The organism is Nocardiopsis ganjiahuensis DSM 45031 (assembly GCF_000341085.1).
In the GTDB taxonomy this organism is placed as follows: Bacteria; Actinomycetota; Actinomycetes; order Streptosporangiales; family Streptosporangiaceae; genus Nocardiopsis; species Nocardiopsis ganjiahuensis.
In genome coordinates this window covers 1-20,037 of the sequence record NZ_ANBA01000021.1, presented here as the reverse complement: position 1 = coordinate 20,037, position 20,037 = coordinate 1, and the positions used below count along the sequence as shown (strand labels likewise).

The 20,037-nt window shown below is 70.5% G+C and carries 16 protein-coding genes; 11 read left to right on the top strand and 5 right to left on the bottom strand.

All coding sequences use genetic code 11. From position 1 onward, the window contains the following. Positions 1-74 precede the first annotated feature (74 nt). The 4 genes from D458_RS0126990 to D458_RS0126975 all read left to right on the top strand — a co-directional run bounded on the left by D458_RS0126990 (position 75) and on the right by D458_RS0126975 (position 5,326). Positions 75-2,390: a serine/threonine protein kinase gene (locus D458_RS0126990; RefSeq protein ID WP_040702840.1), complete on the top strand. Its 2,316-nt coding sequence runs from the start codon at positions 75-77 to the stop codon at positions 2,388-2,390. Between the two features lie 565 nt (positions 2,391-2,955). Then, complete coding sequence (locus tag D458_RS0126985; protein ID WP_017589832.1) at positions 2,956-3,309, top strand: hypothetical protein; 354 nt, start codon at positions 2,956-2,958, stop codon at positions 3,307-3,309. Between the two features lie 296 nt (positions 3,310-3,605). After that, the gene (locus D458_RS0126980) at positions 3,606-4,706 is read left to right on the top strand and encodes an LLM class flavin-dependent oxidoreductase (protein WP_017589831.1); all 1,101 of its coding nucleotides are present in this window, start codon (positions 3,606-3,608) and stop codon (positions 4,704-4,706) included. Beyond that, positions 4,706-5,326, top strand: coding sequence for an FMN reductase (locus D458_RS0126975; RefSeq protein ID WP_017589830.1), 621 nt, complete (start codon positions 4,706-4,708; stop codon positions 5,324-5,326). Before D458_RS0126980 ends, D458_RS0126975 begins: the two co-directional genes overlap by 1 nt. Before the next feature lie 75 nt (positions 5,327-5,401). Here D458_RS0126975 and D458_RS0126970 read toward each other — a convergent pair whose 3' ends face one another. From D458_RS0126970 to D458_RS0126955, 4 genes are all read right to left on the bottom strand, one after another. After that, a complete protein-coding gene (locus D458_RS0126970; RefSeq protein ID WP_017589829.1) occupies positions 5,402-6,400 on the bottom strand; it encodes a YihY/virulence factor BrkB family protein in 999 nt (332 codons plus the stop codon). A 122-nt stretch (positions 6,401-6,522) separates the two neighbouring features. Continuing rightward, on the bottom strand, positions 6,523-7,110 hold the full coding sequence (locus tag D458_RS0126965; protein WP_017589828.1) for a DUF3618 domain-containing protein: 588 nt from the start codon (positions 7,108-7,110) through the stop codon (positions 6,523-6,525). Further along, positions 7,086-7,526 (bottom strand): phage holin family protein, encoded by a 441-nt coding sequence (locus D458_RS0126960; protein WP_017589827.1) that lies wholly within the window; start codon positions 7,524-7,526, stop codon positions 7,086-7,088. Before D458_RS0126960 ends, D458_RS0126965 begins: the two co-directional genes overlap by 25 nt. 1 nt (position 7,527) lies before the next feature. Further along, entirely contained in the window at positions 7,528-8,157 is a 630-nt protein-coding gene (locus tag D458_RS0126955) for a hypothetical protein (RefSeq protein WP_017589826.1), read from the bottom strand. A 705-nt stretch (positions 8,158-8,862) separates the two neighbouring features. Here D458_RS0126955 and D458_RS0126950 point away from each other — a divergent pair. The 5 genes from D458_RS0126950 to D458_RS0126930 all read left to right on the top strand — a co-directional run bounded on the left by D458_RS0126950 (position 8,863) and on the right by D458_RS0126930 (position 16,612). Further along, positions 8,863-10,635: a glycoside hydrolase family 6 protein gene (locus D458_RS0126950; protein ID WP_017589825.1), complete on the top strand. Its 1,773-nt coding sequence runs from the start codon at positions 8,863-8,865 to the stop codon at positions 10,633-10,635. 386 nt (positions 10,636-11,021) lie between these two features. After that, positions 11,022-13,127, top strand: a complete 2,106-nt coding sequence (locus tag D458_RS0126945) for a glycoside hydrolase family 48 protein (RefSeq protein WP_017589824.1) — start codon at positions 11,022-11,024, stop codon at positions 13,125-13,127. 124 nt (positions 13,128-13,251) lie between these two features. Beyond that, positions 13,252-14,607 carry a cellulase family glycosylhydrolase gene (locus D458_RS0126940; protein WP_017589823.1) on the top strand — a complete coding sequence of 452 codons (1,356 nt, stop codon included), beginning with the start codon at positions 13,252-13,254 and terminating at the stop codon, positions 14,605-14,607. A gap of 76 nt (positions 14,608-14,683) precedes the next feature. Then, entirely contained in the window at positions 14,684-15,748 is a 1,065-nt protein-coding gene (locus D458_RS0126935) for a lytic polysaccharide monooxygenase (RefSeq protein WP_017589822.1), read from the top strand. 192 nt (positions 15,749-15,940) lie between these two features. Beyond that, positions 15,941-16,612, top strand: coding sequence for a maleylpyruvate isomerase family mycothiol-dependent enzyme (locus D458_RS0126930; RefSeq protein ID WP_017589821.1), 672 nt, complete (start codon positions 15,941-15,943; stop codon positions 16,610-16,612). A 40-nt stretch (positions 16,613-16,652) separates the two neighbouring features. Here D458_RS0126930 and D458_RS0126925 read toward each other — a convergent pair whose 3' ends face one another. After that, on the bottom strand, positions 16,653-17,249 hold the full coding sequence (locus tag D458_RS0126925) for a flavin reductase family protein (RefSeq protein ID WP_017589820.1): 597 nt from the start codon (positions 17,247-17,249) through the stop codon (positions 16,653-16,655). 50 nt (positions 17,250-17,299) lie between these two features. Here D458_RS0126925 and D458_RS0126920 point away from each other — a divergent pair, with 50 nt between their 5' ends. After that, positions 17,300-18,259, top strand: coding sequence for a threonine ammonia-lyase (locus tag D458_RS0126920; RefSeq protein ID WP_017589819.1), 960 nt, complete (start codon positions 17,300-17,302; stop codon positions 18,257-18,259). Positions 18,260-19,428: 1,169 nt separating this feature from the next. Next, positions 19,429-20,037: cytochrome c oxidase subunit I (locus D458_RS0126915; protein ID WP_040702851.1), on the top strand; the 609-nt coding region annotated here is incomplete at its 3' end.

Below are 20,037 nucleotides of genomic sequence, written 5' to 3'. Positions count from 1 at the left end.
CCGAACAGGCGCGTCAGACTGTCCGGACGGGGCTCTCCCGTCGCTTCCGCCGCACTTTCCCCTGAAGGGCAACGATGTCCATTCCCCCTGAAACCGTCTCGCCGCCGCCCGGGCTCTCACCGTTGGAGGCGGGTGATCCAGCCTCGATCGGCCCCTACCGGGTGGTGGGGCGGATCGGCGCGGGTGGTATGGGCGTGGTCTACGGAGCCCAGGACGTGTACGGGCTCTGCGTGGCGGTCAAGACCGTGCACGCCGACTTCGCCCGTGAGTCCCGGTTCCGGGAGACCTTCGCCCGGGAGGTCGAGATGCTGGCCCGCGCCAACGGCGTCAGTACCGCCCGGCTGCACGCCTCCGACACCGGGGCGGAGGTGCCGTGGCTGGCCTTCGACTACGTTCCCGGCCGCGACCTGCGTGCCCATGTGCGCGAGTTCGGTCCGCTCGAAGGGGGCATGCTCCATGCCTTCGCCCTGGGCATGGCTGAGGGCCTGGCCGCCCTGCACGCGGCGGGGATCGCCCACCGGGACATCAAGCCGGGCAACGTGATCCTGTCCCCGGACGGTCCGAAGATCGTGGACTTCGGCATCGCGGTGGAGATCGGCACCGAGCGTTCCGCGGATGCTTCGGCCTCCTACGGCACCCCTGGCTGGACGGCGCCCGAACGCTACTCCGGAGCGAGCGCCGATCCGTCAGCGGACGTGTTCGCCTGGGGCGGGCTGGTGGTGCTGGCCGCCACCGGCCGCCAGCCGTTCGGTTCGGGTGCGGCGGCGGAACTGGCGCGCCGGGTGCGCGAGGGCGAGTTCGACGCCACCGGGGTACCGGAGGACCTGCTGGGGCTGGTCGAGGCGGCGCTGTCGGTGGACCCGGAGCAACGCCCGAGCTCCGAGGAACTGGTCCGGGCTCTGCTGCCCGCACCGGAGGCAGGGCCGGAGGGACAGCCCGGCCGTCCGCAGACGACGGCCGACTCCCTGCGCCGCATGCTGCGCGACTACTGGCGCGGGGTGGACGACGCGGGACACGACCCGGCCCGTTGGGCCACCGCGGTGGGGGTCGTCTCCGCAGCCGGACTGGGCGCGAGCGCACTGGGTTCCGGCGTCATGGGTTCTGGTGCGGTGGGCTCTGTCGGCGCGGCTGGAACCGGTGCGGCAGCCGGAGCGGGTACGGGAGCCGGTACCACCGGTGCGGCGGCCCCGGCTGCTGCTGGTTCGGGGACGGCGACCGCTGGAGGGAGTGCGGCCGGCACCGCGAACGGTGGCCTGTTGAGCGGGATCGCCACGTCCAAGGCGGGCCTGACGGGCGCGGGCGTGCTGGCCGTGGCCGGTCTGACCGCCGGCGGTTTCGTGGTCTACAACCAGGTGAGCGAGAACCCGTCGGAGACGGTCGCGGCGGCGGCGGGCATTCTGGAGGAGAGCCAGGGCTTCACCGCCCGGGTGACCCGCTCGTTCTCCCCGGCGCACGCCGAAGAGGTCGCCGAACGCACCGGCACCCCCGTGGACCAGGTGGTGGAGGACAGCCTGGTCGAGGAGGAGTACCTGTACTCGGCGGCGGACCAGACCTTCCTGATCCGGGGCGCGGCGATGGGCCCGGACTCCACTGCGGTCGCCAACCACCGGGGCGAGCTGTACGTGTACGCGCAGGGCGAGGAGGACGCCTGGCCCCTGCCCGAGCGGACCGAACCCGACCCCAGCGTCAGCCCGGACTCCGTCGGCCTCACCCTGGTCACCGAGCCGCTGCGGCAGTTGGCCGCGTCGGGCGAGACGGAAGCGGGGGAGGGGCAGGAGGGGGTGTACACGGGTCCCACCGTGTTGGGACTCCTCGACGAGGGGGCCTTCGTCGAGACGGAGGCGCTCGCCCGGGTCGAACTCGACGAGGAGGGGGCCCCGCTGCGGGCCGAGTACACCACGGAGCAGCGGGAGGTGCGGATCGACTTCGAGGAGGGGGACACCGGGGTGCCGATGGAGGACCCCCAGTCGTGGGCGCTCGACAACGGCCTCTACTGGGACGTGGTGCACGCACCGATCTGCGGAAGCATCGTCTCGGGCTGGCCCGCTCAACAGGAGTGGGACGTTCAGGCCAGCAGCTGGGACATGGACTGCGACCGTGCGATGGACATCGCGGGGGTGGTGGAGGACTCATCAGGTCAGGAGGACCGGGTGGCGTTCCTCTTCGGTCGTTTCTCCAGGGGTACGACCCGGGCGATCGACGAAACGGTGGCCTGCGGCGACGGTTGGAACCTCGACGCGGGTGAGGAGCCCGATCCCGGCGAAAACGTCGCGCCCCTCTCGGACTGCAGGCCGATCACGAACTTCACCGAACCCACCGAGGCATCTCCCGAGTTCTATGACGCCGACATCCTCCCGGTCGTCCTGATCGACTTCCAGCCACGTGATTGATCCGGGCGTGCGGGCCCGGGCACACAAAAGCGGGGGGCGCGCCGTGTGGCGCGCCCCCCGAAGTTGGGCCAGGTTCCACGTCCCCCAACGTGAAACCGGCCACGCGGCCCGGGCACTAGGTGCGGTGGGGCCGCTGGGAGGCGAATACGGTGTTGGTTTCGTGTCGGAAACCCCCATTTACGACACGAGCACTCGTATTCGCTAGGTCTGGCCGGGTCCCACGTCCCCCAACGTGGGACCCGACCGCGCGGCCTACGCACTAGGTGCGGTCTGGCCGCTGGGAAGGCGGTTGTAGCGATGGTTTCGTGTCGGAAACCCCCATTGCCGACACGAACGCGTACAACCGCGCATGGTCTTGAGGTGATGTCGAAGCTTCGCACAGACGCTGGTGGGATTGTTGGGGTCGGGGACGGTCTGGGGTGCTTCACCTGTGAGAACGCTTCGTGCAAGTTAGGTGTTCCCGCCCTGACGGCAGTTTTTCATCTGCCCCGGTAAAAAGCGGGTGCGGACTCGGGCACGGTCACCCTAAGCTCCATCCCGACCCCGACCCGAGCAGGAGGCAGCCGTGCCCGAACCGATGACCCTGTGGCGCCCCACCGGGCCCGCGGAACTCGCTCTGGTCAGGGATTCCGGCTGGCGTGAGTGGCCGCCGCGCCTGCCGGATCAGCCGATCTTCTACCCGGTCCTGAACGAGGACTACGCCACCCGGATCGCCCGGGAGTGGAACCTGCCACGTGACGGGGAGGGGCACGTCACCCGCTTCCGGGTGGACGCGGAATTCGCCTCCCGATACCCGGTCCGGCAGGTGGGCGGCAGCACGATCCTCGAGCTGTGGGTGCCCGCGGAGGAATTGGCCGAGTTCAACGCGCACATCCGCGGGAAGATCGAGCTGGTCACGTCCTTCCTGCCCGAGGCGTAGGTCCCGGGCCGCGGCCGAGAGTCAGAACGCCGGAGGGCGGAACCGCGGGGCGGGGCCGGTGCGCGTGGCGCACCGGCCCCGCCCTTGTCGTGTGCCCTCCGGCGTGTCCCCCTGTCGTCCCCCGGCCGCGGATCGTCGTGGCGCTTGACGGACACGGGGGGTGCGCGTGGCCGAACCCGGGCTCAGGGTGGCGGGCCCTCGGCGCGGTGGAGGGAATACCTGTTTGGGCCCTACTGTTCGGGCATGATAGCTTCACAGGAAATTACTTCTTAGGAAACAATGTCGGGGAGTGCGCCATGCAGTTCGGAATCTTCTCGGTCAGCGACGTGACGACCGATCCCACGACGGGACGTACGCCGACCGAGGGCGAGCGGATCAAGGCGATGGTGCAGATCGCCCTCAAGGCCGAGGAGGTGGGCCTGGACGTCTTCGCCACCGGCGAGCACCACAACCCGCCGTTCGTGGCCTCCTCTCCCACCACCATGCTCGGTTACATCGCGGCCCAGACCGAGAAGATCATCCTGTCCACCTCCACCACGCTCATCACCACGAACGACCCGGTCAAGATCGCCGAGGACTACGCCATGCTCCAGCACCTGGCCGGGGGCCGGGTGGACCTGATGATGGGGCGCGGCAACACCGGCCCGGTCTACCCCTGGTTCGGGCAGGACATCCGCCAGGGCATTCCGCTGGCCCTGGAGAACTACAACCTCCTGCACCGCCTCTGGCGCGAGGACGTCGTCAACTGGGAGGGCAAGTTCCGCACCCCGCTGCAGGGCTTCACCTCCACCCCGCGCCCGCTGGACGACGTGCCCCCGTTCGTCTGGCACGGCTCCATCCGCAGCCCGGAGATCGCCGAGCAGGCCGCCTACTACGGTGACGGCTTCTTCCACAACAACATCTTCTGGCCCGCCACCCACACCAAGAAGCTCATCTCGCTGTACCGCCGGCGCTTCGAGCACTACGGCCACGGCAAGGCCGACCAGGCGATCGTGGGGCTCGGCGGCCAGGTGTTCATGCGCAAGAACTCCCAGGACGCGGTCAAGGAGTTCCGGCCCTACTTCGACAACGCGCCGGTCTACGGCGGCGGCCCCTCCCTGGAGGAGTTCACCCGCGAGACCCCGCTGACGGTCGGCAGCCCGCAGGAGGTCATCGACCGTACCCTGGGGTTCCGGGAGTCCTTCGGCGACTACCAGCGCCAGCTCTTCCTGATGGACCACGCGGGCCTGCCGCTCAAGACCGTCCTGGAGCAGCTGGACCTGCTCGGCGAGGAGGTCGTGCCGGTGCTGCGCCGGGAGTTCGCCGCGAAGAAGCCCGCGCACGTGCCCGACGCGCCCACCCACGACTCGCTCCTGGCCACGAAGGGGAGCGCCACCACCGACACGGAGGTCCAGTGATGACCCGCAAGCTCGTCACCGTCACGGCCGGGCTCAGCAACCCCTCCTCGACCCGCCTGCTCGCCGACCGGCTGACCGCCGCGGCCGAGGAGGCCCTGGCCGACCGCGGTGAGAAGGCCGAGGTCAGGGTCGTCGAACTGCGCGACGTGGCCCACGACGTCATGAACGCCATGACCACCAGGGTCCCCACCGGTGAACTGCCGGGGATCCTGGAGGACGTCGCCGGGGCGGACGGGATCATCGCGGTGACCCCGGTCTTCAACGCCTCCTACAGCGGCCTGTTCAAGTCGTTCTTCGACATCGTCGAACCCGGTGTCCTGGACGGCAAGCCGGTCCTGGTGGCCGCCACCGGGGGCAGCCCGCGCCACTCCCTGGTGCTGGAGCACGCCCTGCGCCCGATGTTCTCCTACACCCGTTCGGTGGTGGTGCCCACGGGCGTCTACGCCGCCTCCGAGGACTGGGGCGCGGGCGGGAACGGCGGACGCGAACTGTCCGAACGCGTCGCGCGCGCGGCCCGGCAGCTGGCCCTGCTGGCCACCGAGAACGCTCCCGCGGCGGCCGAGGACCCCTACGAGGAGCCCACCCCCTTCGCGGACCTGATGTCCGGCCTGGGAGCCTGACCGTTCGCCCCGCCGGGCGCCCCCGCCGGGCTCCCGGCGGGGGCGGGCCGTCCGCCTGTCCTGGCCCCGGCGCGGTCAGCCGCGCCGCTTCTCGCGGTGCTTCCGACCCTTCTTCTTGGGACGGTCGCGCATCTCCACGTAGGGCTCCTCGCCCTCGGGCTTTCCCGCCTCCTCGGCGCGTCCGCGCTCGATCTCGGCGTTGAACTCCTCGCCGAGCAGGATCGCGATGTTGCTGATCCAGAGCCACAACAGGAAGACCACCACACCGGCCATGCTTCCGTAGGTCCTGTCGTACGAGGCGAAGTTGGCGATGTAGAACGAGAACGCCAGTGAGGCGACCAGCCAGATCACCACCGCGAGCACGCTTCCCGGGCTGACCCAGCGGAATCCGCGCTTCGCGTTGGGTGAGGCCCAGTACAGCACGGCCAGCATGAAGACCACCATGAACAGGAGCACCGGCCACTTCGCGACGTCCAACACCGTCACGGCGGCGGACCCCAGGCCCAACAACTGCCCGGCCCTCTCCGCGACCCCGCCCGAGATCGCGACGCCGAGCACGGTCAGGGTCGTCAGGACGACCAGCAGCAGGGTGACGCCGACACGGATGGGGAGCGTCTTCCAGATGGGCCGTCCCTCCGGGACGTCGTAGACCACGTTGGACGCGCGCATGAAGGCGGCGATGTACCCCGAGGCCGACCACAGGGCGACAGCCAGGCTCGCGATACCGACAAGCCCGGCCGCGCCCTGGTTCTCCTGGAGGTTCTCGATGGAAGTGGTCACGAACCCGGCGACGTCGGAGGGCAGGACCGCGGAGGCGTTGTCGGTGAGCGTCCGTGTGGCGTCCGGTCCCGCGAGCCCGAGCAGCGACACCAGGACGAGCAGCGTCGGGAAGAGGGCCAGGATCGCGTAGTAGGTCAGTGCGGCGGCCAGGTCGGTCAGGTTGTCGGCGCCGAACTCACGCATCGCACCGCGTAGGGCACCCCACCACGAGGACTTGGACATCTGGGTCGGTGCGGCGGCCGCTCCTGCCGGAGGGCCCTCACCGCCACGGTTCCGGTTGCTCCACTGGGTCATCGCCCGTTTCCTTTCCCTTCGGTGGTGAAGACGCCCTCGGAGAAGGACGAGGCCGTGCCTTTCCGTCCCGTGGAGGGGAAGCGGAAGGGCACGGCCGCAGGAGTGGAACGCTCGACGCGGTCTCAGGAGTCGCGCATCCGCTCCGTGGCGCTCCTCGCCTCCTGCTGGGCGTGCTCGCCGGTGGAGCGGGCCCTCTCGGAGGCACTCTCCCTCAGGTGCTCCCCTGCGTCGCGAGCCGACTCGGAGGCCTGCTCCCTCACTCGGCCCACGGACTCCGAGACCGCCTGCCTGGCCGGCTCGATCACCTCGCCCGCACGGTCCTGGAGCCGCTGGGCCGCCCGCTGCTCCGACTGGCTCTCGGAGAGGAGCGAGGCGGTCAGCAGTCCGGCCCCGAAGGCGATCAGTCCTGCGGCGATCGGGTTGCCCTGTGTCTGCTGGACGGCCTGCTGCGGAGCCGACCTGACCGCCTCCGCCGCCTGATCGGCGTTCTGCCGGACCGCGCTTCCCGGAGAGCTTCCGGAGGAACCCGGCGAGGGCATCGACCCCATGACCCGGTCCTTCATCCCCCGGGCCCTGAGACGCATCCGGTGGGTGCGCCGGTCGATCACGCTCTTGGGGTTGGCACGGTCCACCAGGCGATCCGTGTCCTGGGTCAGCTCGGTCCGCGTCCGCTCGATGTCCCGCTTTATCTGGTCGGGTGTTTCACCCATTGCGCATCCTCCTTCAACGTCTCCACGGTGCGTTCGGGCTTGGGTGAGACCTGGCGCATCCTGTTGCGCCCCACGAAGAACATGACCGTCCCCGCGATCGCCCACAGCACTGCCACGGCCGCGGCGGCCCAGCCCAGGCCGATGAGTTCGGCCAGGCCGAAGACCGCCGCGAAACTGAGCAGCACCACCGTCATGTAGCCGGCGAAGCCGGCCCCGCTCAGCAGACCCGCCGCCTTGCCGGCCTTGGCCGCCTCCTCCCGGATCTCGGCTTTGGCCAGCGCCAGTTCCTGGCGGAACAACCGCTGGAGGTCGTCGGTCACCTCTCCGACGAGCTCGGCCAGGGACCTGTCCTCCGGGGCCCCGTCCCGTCGGCCCTGGACCCGGGCTTCCGGGGAGGGTTCGGGAACCGTCGCCATGTCAGCCTCCCTCGCTTCCCGGCGCCCGTCCGAGCCTCTCGGAAGCCACGGACGGAAGAATCGTCTCGCCCGCCGCAGGCGTGTTCGGCCCCGGCGTCGAAGCGTTCCGGTGGTCCGCTCGCGGTGTGCTCTCCTCGGGAGGACCGTCGACGGGGCCCGGCTGCCCGGATACCGAGGAGGATGCCTTCAGCACGCGGCCGAGTGCGAACCCGGCCACGGCACTGCCCAGGAGGAAAGCCACGGGCCTGCGCCGGGCGAAGTCCCGAGCCTCCTCCAGCAGGCCGTCGACGCCCCGGTGCTCGAGGAAGTCGGCGGCTCCGCGACCCCTCTCCGCCACCTGGCGCACGACCCCTCCCACGGGCGAATCGGTCTCGCCGTGCTCGGCCATGGAGGCCAGGTCCTGCGACCATTGACGCAGGTTCCCCGAGGCCCTCCTGGTCTGGTGCTCGGCCTCCTCCCGAAGACGGGCCTGCACGTCGTGCACGACGTGTTCCGTCTCCGAACGGGCCTCTCCGGCCAGCGACCGCACTTCCTCCTTCGCGCTGGACGCGACCTCGTCCGCCGCCGCGCGAGCCGTGTCGACCTTCCCGCCCCCGCCGTCGGGACCTGCGGATCCCTCCTGTGCATACATCACACAACCTCCTCACATCGGTCCGTTGTGCACTTAAGGGCGCGGCTACCCCTCCTCGCGGCCGGTACACATCGCATCATCAGGGGCCGGTGTTCCTTGACCCCCACGTGGTCTCCTTCCCGAGGCGGCGGTCGGAGAGAGGGCACTGCTCTGGGCCAGCGCGCCCCCTGCGGGCGTTCCCGGTCGATCCGACGGAGGGGCGTCACCGGAGAGAGCCGGAGGAAACCCCCACACGGCGAAAAGCGCAGGTCGATTCAGTGGTGAAGGTCCGAGTGCGGCGCCACGGAGGAGGCGGTGCGGTCGGGCTCATCCGGAGCCAGCGAGCTGAGCACGCCCCGGGCGCGGGCTGAAAGGAGGGGGCGCGTGGGGCATTCGCAAATAGGGGCAAAAGCGTACATAGCGGGGCGATCGCCTCCCTGTAAGTCGATGTGGGCTTCGTAGAGTTTTCTTCTCGTCACCCGTTGCGGTGGGTTTTCAATGGTGTTAACTTTCCGGAAAGCGCTGCATGGGAGCGCTCCCGAAACTGGGTGGAGCCCCCTCGCGCCGTCTGGACCGCGCCACGACCGACAGGTGTACGCCTCGGACCGGGAAGCTCCTTCCCCCGTCCCCGGCACCACCCCGCGCCGCCCTCCCGGCCCTGCCGGGACCCGTGCGGCGCCCCCGCAGGCTCACCCTCCTGGCACCCCCCTACGCGAGGAAACGAAGATGAGCAGACCCCCCTCCGCCACGAACCGACGAACTCTGCCGCGCCGTGCGGTCGCCACGGCCTCAGCCCTCCTCCTGGGCGTCACCACCGCCCTCACCGCCTCCGCACCGGCCACCGCCGCCACCGGTTGTTCGGTCGACTACCAGCTCAACGACTGGGGATCGGGCTTCACCGCCGACGTCCAGATCACCAACCTCGGAGACGCGGTCGACGGCTGGGCCCTGGACTGGACCTTCGACGGCGACCAGCAGATCAGCAACGCCTGGGGAGGAACCCACAGCCAGTCCGGCCAGAGCGTCTCGGTCACCGACGGCGGACACAACGCCACGATCTCCCAGGACGCGACCGTCTCCTTCGGGTTCCAGGCCTCCTACTCCGGGAGCAACGCCGTTCCCGCGGACTTCAGCCTCAACGGCGTCCTCTGCGAAGGCAGCGTGGACCCGGGGCCCGACCCGGATCCGGACCCCGACCCCGACCCCGATCCCGACCCGGACCCCACCCCGGGTGAGCGCGTCGACAACCCCTACGTGGGCGCCGACGTCTACGTGAACCCGATCTGGTCCGCCAACGCCGCCGCCGAGCCGGGCGGAGAGGCCGTGGCCGACGAGCCCACCGGTGTCTGGATGGACCAGATCAGCGCCATCGAAGGCAACAACAGCCCCACCACCGGATCGATGGGGCTGCGCGACCACCTCGACGAGGCGGTGGAGCAGGCCGACGGGGAACCGCTGGTCTTCCAGCTGGTCATCTACAACCTCCCCGGACGCGACTGCGCGGCGCTGGCCTCCAACGGTGAACTCGGACCCGAGGAGATCGACCGCTACGAGGCGGAGTACATCGACCCGATCACCGACATCCTGCGCGACTACGAGGACACCTCCCTGCGCGTGGTCACCACGATCGAGATCGACTCCCTGCCCAACCTGGTCACGAACGTCTCACCGCGCGACACCGCCACGCCCGAGTGCGACGTCATGCTCGCCAACGGCAACTACGTCAACGGTGTCGGCTACGCGCTGGGCCAGCTCGGCGCGATCGACAACGTCTACAACTACGTGGACGCCGGCCACCACGGCTGGATCGGCTGGGACGACAACTTCGCTCCCTCCGCGGCACTGTTCCACGAGGCCGCCAACGCCAACGGGGCCAGCCCCGACGACGTGCACGGCTTCATCGCCAACACCGCCAACTACTCCGCCCTGAAGGAGGAGCACTTCGCGATCGGTGAGACCGTCAACGGCTCCCCGGTGCGCGAGTCCGACTGGGTGGACTGGAACCAGTACGTCGACGAGCTCTCCTTCGCCCAGGCGCTGCGGGTGGAACTGGTCTCCCAGGGCTTCGACTCGGGGATCGGGATGCTCATCGACACCTCCCGCAACGGCTGGGGCGGCCCCGACCGGCCCACCGAAGCGGGCCCGACCACCGACGTCAACGCCTACGTGGACGGCGGCCGCTTCGACCGCCGCATCCAGTCCGGGAACTGGTGCAACCAGTCCGGCGCCGGACTGGGCGAGCGTCCCACCGCCGCTCCCGAGACCGGGATCGACGCCTACGTGTGGATGAAGCCCCCGGGTGAGTCGGACGGCTCCAGCGAGGAGATCCCCAACGACGAGGGCAAGGGCTTCGACCGGATGTGCGACCCCACCTACGAGGGCAACCCGCGCAACGGGGACAACATGAGCGGCGCGCTGCCCGACGCGCCGGTCGCCGGCCACTGGTTCTCCGAGCAGTTCCAGGAGCTGCTGGCCAACGCCCACCCGCCCGTCCAGTAGTCGGGCGGTCCGGCCGGCCGGACCGAGCTGAACACGGTGTGCGGGGTGCCCGCTCGAACCACGGGCACCCCGTCACCCCGGCCCCTCCGACACCAATGGTGTTAACTTTCGTGGAACGTCACTGAGAGTGCCCTCGTTATAACCGAGGTCGCCCTCTCCCTGCCAACGGACCGCACCGCGACCGATGACGAGTACGGCCCGCCCCGGGCCCCGGGCCGACAGGCGCCCCCGCCGACGGCCAGCCCCCGTACCCATCACCCCGCCCGGTTCCCGCCTCCGTGCCCCCGGCCGCACGCCCCGCCCCGTCCGACGCACCGTTCGGGGCGCGGCGGCGGTCCGCTCCGGCGCCGGCCGGAACCGCGTCGGGCCCCTCCCAGGAGGACGACGTGCAAACCCCCCGCTCGGACCGGGCCGCCCGACGGCCCTGGTTCCTCCCCGCGACCATGAGCGCCGCCCTGCTGGCGGCCACACTCACGGCCGTGTCCGCACAGGCGGACCCCGTGGTCTCCGACAGCTACGAGTACACGCCCGTCGCGGACACGATCCGCGCCCAGAACCCCGAACTCACCCGGTACGAGTCCCAGTTCCTCGACCTCTACGACACGATCAAGGACCCGGACAGCGGCTACTTCCGCGAGTTCGACGGGCTCCTGGTGCCCTACCACTCGGTCGAGAAGCTCATCGTGGAGGCACCCGACACCGGGCACGCCACCACCTCCGAGGCGTTCAGCTACTACCTGTGGCTGGAAGCGGCCTACGGGCGCCTCTCCGAGGACTGGGAACCCTTCAACGCCGCATGGGAGTCGATGGAGGCCTTCATCATCCCGGGCACGGCGGACCAGCCCACCAACGGCGCCTACGACCCCTCCGACCCCGCCACCTACATCCCCGAATCGCTCGAACCGGGCGACTACCCCATGCCGCTCCAGGAAGGCGTCCCCGTCGGTGAGGACCCCCTCGCCGGCGAGCTGAGCAGCACCTACGGCACCGACGAGATCTACGGCATGCACTGGCTGCTCGACGTGGACAACGTCTACGGCTACGGGTTCTGCGGCGACGGAAGCGACGACGCGCCCAGCTACATCAACACCTTCCAGCGCGGCTCCAACGAGTCCGTCTGGGAGACCGTGCCGCACCCCTCCTGCGAGACCTTCGCGCACGGCGGCGAGAACGGGTTCATCGACCTGTTCGTCGACGACTCCGAGCCCGCCGAGCAGTGGCGCTACACCAACGCGCCCGACGCCGACGCCCGCGCCGTCCAGGTCGCCTACCTCGCGCACGAGTGGGCAGCCGGGCAGGGCAACGAGTCCGCCATCGCCGACAGCGTCTCCAACGCGGCCAAGATGGGCGACTACCTGCGCTACTCCATGTTCGACAAGTACTTCAAGGAGACCGGTGACTGCGTCGGCGCCGAGACCTGCCCGCCCGGAACGGGCAAGGACTCCGCGCACTACCTGCTCGCCTGGTACTACTCCTGGGGCGGCGCCCTGGAGAGCGCCCAGTACCCCTGGGCCTGGCGCATCGGCGGCTCCTCCGCCCACCAGGGCTACCAGAACGTGATGGCCGCCTACGCGCTCTCCGAGTCCGCGGCGCTTCGGCCCGAGTCGCCCAGCGGCGCCGACGACTGGGGCACCAGCCTCGACCGCCAGCTGGAGTTCCTCCAGTGGCTCCAGTCCTCCGACGGCGGCATCGCGGGCGGGGCGACCAACAGCTGGGAGGGCACCTACGCGGAGCCCCCGGCCGGTACCCCCACCTTCCACGGCCTCTACTACGACGAGAAGCCGGTGTGGCACGACCCGCCCTCGAACCAGTGGTTCGGCTTCCAGGTCTGGGACGTCGAGCGGGTGGCCGAGTACTACCGGATCAGCGGTGACGAGCGCGCCGGGGACATCCTGGACAGCTGGATCCCGTGGGCGATCGAGAACACCACCGTCGGCACCGGCGGAGACTTCGCCATCCCCGCCGACATGGAGTGGAGCGGACAGCCCGACGACTGGGACGGCACGCCCACCGGCAACCCCGGCCTGAGCGTGGAGGTCGTCTCGCACAACCAGGACGTCGGCATCGCCGCCGGCCTGGCCAAGACCCTCATGCACTACGCCGCCGCCACCGGCGACGACGCGGCACTGGAGACCGCCGAGGGGCTGCTCGACGCCCTGATGGCCCATGAGGACGAGCTCGGTGTGGCCGTGCCCGAGATCCGCGCGGACTACTCCCGGTTCGACGACCCCTACGGTGCCGAGAACGGCGGACTGTACGTCCCCGACGGCTTCTCCGGGACCATGCCCAACGGTGACGCGGTCGACTCCGAGTCCACCTTCCAGTCCATCCGCTCCTTCTACTTCGACGACCCGGCCTACGCCGAGGTCGAGGAGTACCTGAACGGCGGGGACGCGCCCGAGTTCACCTACCACCGGTTCTGGGCCCAGGTCGACGTGGCCACCGCCCTGGCCACCCACGGCGAACTGTTCGGCGGCGGAGACGCCGAGTAGCCGCCCCAGCAGTCGGGCAACCGGAAACGGAGGGGGCGGGGAGCCGCTGCCCGCCCCCTCACCCCCGGGCGTCGTCCGGTCCCGCCCTGCCCCGCCCCGCTCCTTCCACCCCTCAGGAGAAGCCATGGCCAAGAAACGCCTGCCGATCGCCTTGACGGCGGTCCTCGCCCTGACCGCCGCCCTGCTCGGCCACACCCTGCCCGCCAACGCCGAGCCCGCCGACGCCGCGCCCGCCGACGCCGACACCGGGTTCAGTGTCAGCGACGGACGCCTCGTCGACGCGGAGGGCAACGACTTCGTGATGCGCGGGGTCAGCCACCCCCACTCCTGGTACACGCAGGAGACCGGTGCCTTCGCCGACATCAAGTCGCTGGGCGCCAACACCGTGCGCGTCGTCCTCAGCAGCGGCGACCGCTGGGACGAGAACGGCCCCTCCGACGTGGCCGACGTGGTCTCCCGCTGCAAGGCCGCCCGGCTGATCTGCATGCTCGAGGTCCACGACACCACGGGCTACGGCGAGGAGGCCGAGGCCGCCACCCTGGACCAGGCCGTCGACTACTGGCTGCGGATCCAGAGCGTGCTCGAGGGCGAGGAGGACCACGTCCTCGTCAACATCGGCAACGAACCCTACGGCAACGACGACGCGGCCAACCAGGGCTGGGCCGAGGACACCTCCGCCGCCGTGCAGCGCCTCCGCGCGGCCGGGTTCGACCACACCCTGGTCGTGGACGCCCCCAACTGGGGCCAGGACTGGCAGGGGATCATGCGCGAGGGCGCCCAGGGCGTCTTCGACGCCGACCCGCACGCCAACACCGTGTTCTCGATCCACATGTACGGCGTCTACGAGCAGGAGTCGGCCGTCGCCGACTACCTGGAGTCCTTCACCGACGCCGGACTGCCGCTGCTGGTGGGCGAGTTCGGCCACCTGCACAGCGACGGCGACCCCGACGAGGACGCCGTCATGGCCCACGCCGAACGCCTGGGCCTGGGCTACATCGGCTGGTCGTGGAGCGGCAACAGCAGCGAGGTGGACTACCTCGACATGGTGAACGGCTTCGACGTCACCGACCTCACCCCCTGGGGCGAGCGCATCTTCCACGGCCCGAACGGCATCGCCGAGACCGCGGTCGAGGCCCCCGTCTACGGCGGGGACGGCGGCCCCACCGACCCGCCCCCGACGTCGGACTGCGAGGCGGTCTACAAGGTCCTCGGCCAGTGGAACGGCGGATTCCAGGCCGAGGTCACCGTCACCGCGCTGACCGACATCAGCGGCTGGAACACCACCTGGACCCACACCGGCGGCGCGAGCGTGAGCAGTTCCTGGAACGCCTCGGTCACCGAGGACGGGCCGCTCGTCCAGGCCGCCAGCACCGCCTACAACGGCACACTCGCCGAAGGGGAGTCGACCTCCTTCGGTTTCACCGGCAACCGCACCGGCACCGTCACGGTGCCCGACGTACAGTGCGCCGCGGCGTCCTGACCGCGCTCGCACGACAGCCCCCGGCCGCACACCGCGTGCGGCCGGGTTCCCCCTCGAGAACGGGAGACGTCCCCCCATGCGTGCACGTAACTCCATCGGTCTGACCCTGGCGTTGGGCGGTCTCGCGGTCGGCACCGCGGTCTTCGCCCTGCCCGACTCCGCGGAGGCCCACGGCGCCTTCACCTACCCGGCCAGCCGCACCTACGCCTGCTTCGACGACGCCACCGGCGGCACCGGCGGCGGCGCCCTCGCCCCCACCAACGCGGCCTGTGCCGACGCGTTGGCCGAGGGCGGGGACTACGCGTTCTGGAACTGGTACGGCAACCTCGTCCCCGACTCCGACGGCCGGCACCGGGAGTACGTGCCCGACGGCGAGCTGTGCGGAGCCCACCCGGACTTCGCCGCGTTCAACGAGCCGCGCGAGGACTGGCCGACCACCGCTCTGACGGCCGGGGAGACCGTGGAGTTCCGGCACAACGCCTGGGCGCCCCACCCGGGCACCTTCTTCACCTACGTCACCACGGACGGGTACGACACCGACACGCCCCTGAACTGGGACGACCTGGAGCTCATCGACGAGGTCACCGACCCGCCGCTGCGCAGCGGCGGCGACGCCGGAGCCGAGTACTACTGGGACGTCGACCTGCCGGACCGGGAGGGGCGCCACATCGTCTACGTGGTCTGGGAGCGGTCGGACAGCCCCGAGGCCTTCTACAACTGCTCCGACGTCGTCTTCGGGGAGGAGCCGGGCGGCACCGACCCCGACCCCGACCCGTCCCCGGACCCCGACCCCACGCCCAGCCCCGACCCGTCCCCGGACCCGACGGACCCGCCCGAGGGCGAGTACTGCACGGCCGAGTACACCGTCGTCAGCCAGTGGAACGACGGCTTCCAGGCGGAGGTCGAGGTCACCGCCGGAGAGGACGGGGTCTCCGGGTGGATGGTGGACTGGGTCTTCGCCAACCGCCAGGAGATCACCAGCATCTGGAACGCCTCGGTCGTGAACCACGGGGCGCACTTCGAGGCCTCCAGCACGGCCCACAACGGCACGCTCGCCGCGGGTGAGTCCACCTCCTTCGGCTTCACCGCCACCTTCGAGGGGGCCAACATCGAGCCCAGGGTGGCCTGCCAGGAGGACTGACCCCCAGGCCGAACCGCCCACGGGCCCCTGAACCGGTCCGGTCCCGGGCAGCCGTGCCCCGGGACCGGACCACCAGCACCCGCGTGCCCTGCACTGCGCACCCCGCGTTGTGCAGGGCACGGCTTCTCCGTCTCTCGGCCGAGCCGGGCGGGCGGCCCACCGCTCCCTAACAGTGTTAGTTAAGCTGGGGCGATGGACTCCGCGCGCATCTACCAGAACTGCCAGAACCGACTGCTGCAGCTGGCCGCGACCTTGGACGCCGACCAGCTCGGCACCGTCGTGCCCGCCTGCCCTGCCTGGACCGTCGAGCAGGTGTACGCCCACCTCGCCGGGCTCGCCGCGGACGTCGTCAGCGGTGACGTCACCCCTCCGGCCGGCGACGATGTCACCGCACGCCAGGTCGCCGACCGCGCCGGTCTGGACTTCGACACGGTCACCGCACAGTGGCGCGACAGCGCCCCGGCCCTGCTGGATCTCCTGGCCACCCAGCAGCGCAGGCGCTACTCCCTGCCCGCCCTGGACGTGTGGCACCACGAGAACGACATCCGCGGCGCCCTGGGGCTGGACGTCCAGACCGAGGACGCCGACCAGCTCGCGGACTTCCCACTGGGCGGCCTGGCCAAGGGCTGGCCCGCCGAAGCGCCCTCGGTGCGCGTGCTCGCCACCGACACCGGCCAGGAGTGGAACCTCGGCACGGGAGCCGACCTCACCCTGAGCGGCACCGCCCACGAACTGGCCCGCGCGGTGACCGGCCGCCGCAGCCTCAAGCAGATCCTGGCCATGGACTGGGCCGGCGGCGACCCCGCACCGGTGGCCCCGTTCCTGCCCACGCTGCCCGCACCCGAGGCCGACCTGGCCGTGTGACCGGCGGTCGGCTCCCGGGCGCGGGCCCGCGCCCGGGCGGTCAGGGCCGGTAGGGGATCCGGTCGATTCCCCGGACCTCGCCCAGGGCCGACCACTCGTTGCGGCCCAGCCGGGCCATCGGCCGCAGCAGGGTGACGTCGGGAAGGCCGTCGTCCTTCAGCACGTTCTCGTCCACGGCCACGTTCAGCACCCGCCCGAACACCACCGTGGAGTCGCCCAGCCTCAGGGTCGAGTGCAGCGCGCACTCCACCGCCACCGGTGAGTCGGCCACCCGGGGCGGGCGCACGGTCGTGCTCGCCTCCCGCCCGATGTCCAGCGCGTCGAACTCGCTCACGTGCGAGGGGTAGTCGGTCGCGCTCGCGTTCACCTGGTCCTGGAGGGACTCGGAGGCCAGGTTGACGACGAACTCGCCGGTCGCCTCGGCGTTGCGCAGGGAGTCCTTGCGCCCCACCGAGGTGAACTGCACGATCGGCGGTTCGGTGCACGAGATCGTGAAGAAGGAGTGCGGGGCCAGGTTGTCCACACCGGACTCGGAGGTGGTGGAGACCCACGCGATCGGGCGCGGGACCACCACCGACGTCATCAGCTTGTAGAAGGCCCGGCCGGGCAGGTCGTCAGGGGTCTGTTCGGTACGCATCGGGACCCATTGTCCCGTGTGCGCGAGGCGGTCGCGGGCATACTCGCCGGATGGAACTGGTCACCGCAGACGACGTCCGGGCCGCCGCCACCCGAGTCCAGGGCCACGTGGTGCGCACACCGCTCACCGCCGGGCCCGACGGGACGGACCTCCTCCTCAAACCGGAGAGCCTCCAGCCCACCGGAGCCTTCAAGCTGCGCGGCGCCACCAACGCCGTGGCCCTGCTCAACCCGGTCCAGCGCCGGCACGGGGTGGTCACCCACTCCTCGGGCAACCACGGCCTCGCGCTCGCCTGCGCCGCGGCCCGCCAGGGGGTCGCCTGCACTGTCGTGGTGCCCGAGGGCGCGCCCGCGGTCAAGGTGGACCGGATCCGCTCCTACGGCGCGCGCGTGGTGACCGTCCCGCCTGCGGAGCGCCTCGCCGCCGCCACCGAGCTCAGGGACCGCGAACTCCTGGCCCTGGTGCCGCCCTTCGACGACGCCCGGGTGGTCGCCGGCCAGGGCACCGTGGGACTGGAGATCCTGGAACAGTCGCCCGAGGTCACCACCATCGTGGTGCCGGTCGGCGGGGGAGGGCTCGCCTCGGGGGTGGCCACGGCGGCCTGGACGGTGCAGCCGCGCCGGGTCCGCGTGGTGGGAGTGGAGCCGGAGCTGGCCGCCGACGCCGCCGAGAGCCTGAGTGAGGGGCACCTGGTCACCTGGGCGCCGGAGCGCACCTACCGGACCATGGCCGACGGGGTGCGCACCTGCCTGTCCGAGCGCACCTTCGCGCACCTGGCCGCGCGCCTGGACGAGATCGTGACCGTCACCGAGGACGAGATCGGCCGGGCGGTGGCCGCGCTCGCGCACGGGGCCCGGCTGGTCGCCGAACCCAGCGGGGCGCTGTCCGCCGCCGCGGTACTGGCCGGGAAGGTCGACACGGTGCCGGGGCGCCCCGAGGCGACGGTCGCGGTGGTCTCGGGCGGCAACGTCGACCCGGAGCTGTTCGCCGAGCTGCTCTCCGCCGGCTGAGGGCGGGTCGGAGGAGAAGGCGCCCGCCGTCCCGCCCGAAGGACAGGGGCCGCCGCTCGCTCGGGCGGTGCGCTCACACGTCCCGCACACCGCCCTCACCGGTGATGACCGCCCGTAGCACCTCGTGTTCGTACGTTCGGCCCGGGGCCGGGGCCGGGGCCCGTGGAAATCATGGGCCCCATGATGTTTCGGGGCAGCGGGGGCGGTTAGGGCGTCGTACGAGGACGACGATCGTGAGAGGGCACGGCACACGGTGGTCAGCCGCGCCGAAGCGAGGGCCCCGGGCGTACGTACCGCTACCTCGGACACGTCCTCGCGAGAGGCCACCGCGGGCCGCCTGCCCGTCGTCGAGGAGGCAGTGGCAGGGGTCGTGATGACGGGCGGTCCTGCCCGGGCGTGGAAGAGGGATCCGCGCCGGCCGATGTGAGCGCCTCCGACCCCGGCCTCTGACAGAGACCATTCAGGAAAAGGGAGGAGAGCCCCGCCCGTTCTGGGGGGTGCGGGCGGGGCTCCGCCGCTCGGGATCCCGTGCGTCCAGAGGATCCCTGCAGGCAGCGTCGTGGAACGGCACGCGTGAGGTCAGGACCGGGACGGTTCCCGAGGCCGGCTTCGAAGGGACCCCCTGACGCCGTCCTCCGGGTGGCCGTCCCGGGGCCGTGTGGTTCTGAGCTCCGCCTGCGTGAAGTGCTCGGGCCGTTCGTGAACGTCGGGGACATCCTCGACCATGAATCGCTGGGTGCGGTCACGGGGTCGTGTCGCTCAGGAGGCGGGAGGAATCACCACTCGGGCGAACATCCGGTCTTCATGGAAAAAGGGAACCATTTGAATAAATGAAATATATGTGTCTTGTGATGAAGAAATAGATGCCATGTTCCGGTCGAAGACGCGTGTCCCGCGCGGCGTGTTCGTTTGGGATTCTTCGCTTGCTGTATAAAGGTTCCCAGAATTGCTAGTCTGGTGGACCGGGTCGGGCTCGATCATGATCCCCGCCGCAATGTGCGCTCCCTGCGCCCCAGGTGCTCGGTGCCAAAGCATGGCGGCGGACTTTTTCGTGCGAGTTTTCCGGTTCAGAGAGCGAGGGTTCCACCTCCTTTTTCGGGTGACTCTCACTCCGCCTCTTGAAGAGCCCCGCCCCGAGCTCCCTTGCGAACGACCTGAGAAGGAACTGTATGTCGGTTGAGACGGATACGCGGTCCTCTGCACCGGAGGAAGCCGGGGGTAAGGGTTCGATCGCTGTCAGGTGGTTGTCCTCCACCGACCACAAGGTCATCGGGTACATGTACCTGATCACCTCCTTCGCCTTCTTCCTCTTCGGCGGCGTGCTGGCGCTCCTGATGCGTCTCGAACTGTTCTCGCCGGGCATGCAGTTCCTGTCCAACGAGCAGTTCAACCAGATGTTCACGATGCACGGCACGATCATGCTGCTGATGTTCGCGACCCCGCTGTTCGTCGGGTTCTCGAACATCCTCATGCCGCTGCAGATCGGCGCCCCCGATGTGGCCTTCCCCAGGATCAACCTGCTCGGCTACTACCTGTTCCTGTTCGGCAGCCTGATCGCCATCAGCGGGTTCCTGACCCCGGGCGGCGCCGCCAGCTTCGGCTGGTTCGCCTACAACCCGCTGTCCGACGCGGTCCGCTCGCCGGGCCTGGGCGGCGACCTCTGGATCCTGGGCCTGCTCGTCTCCGGTCTGGGCACGATCCTGGGCGCGGTCAACTTCATCACCACCGGCCTGTGCATGCGCGCGCCCGGTATGACGATGTTCCGCATGCCGATCTTC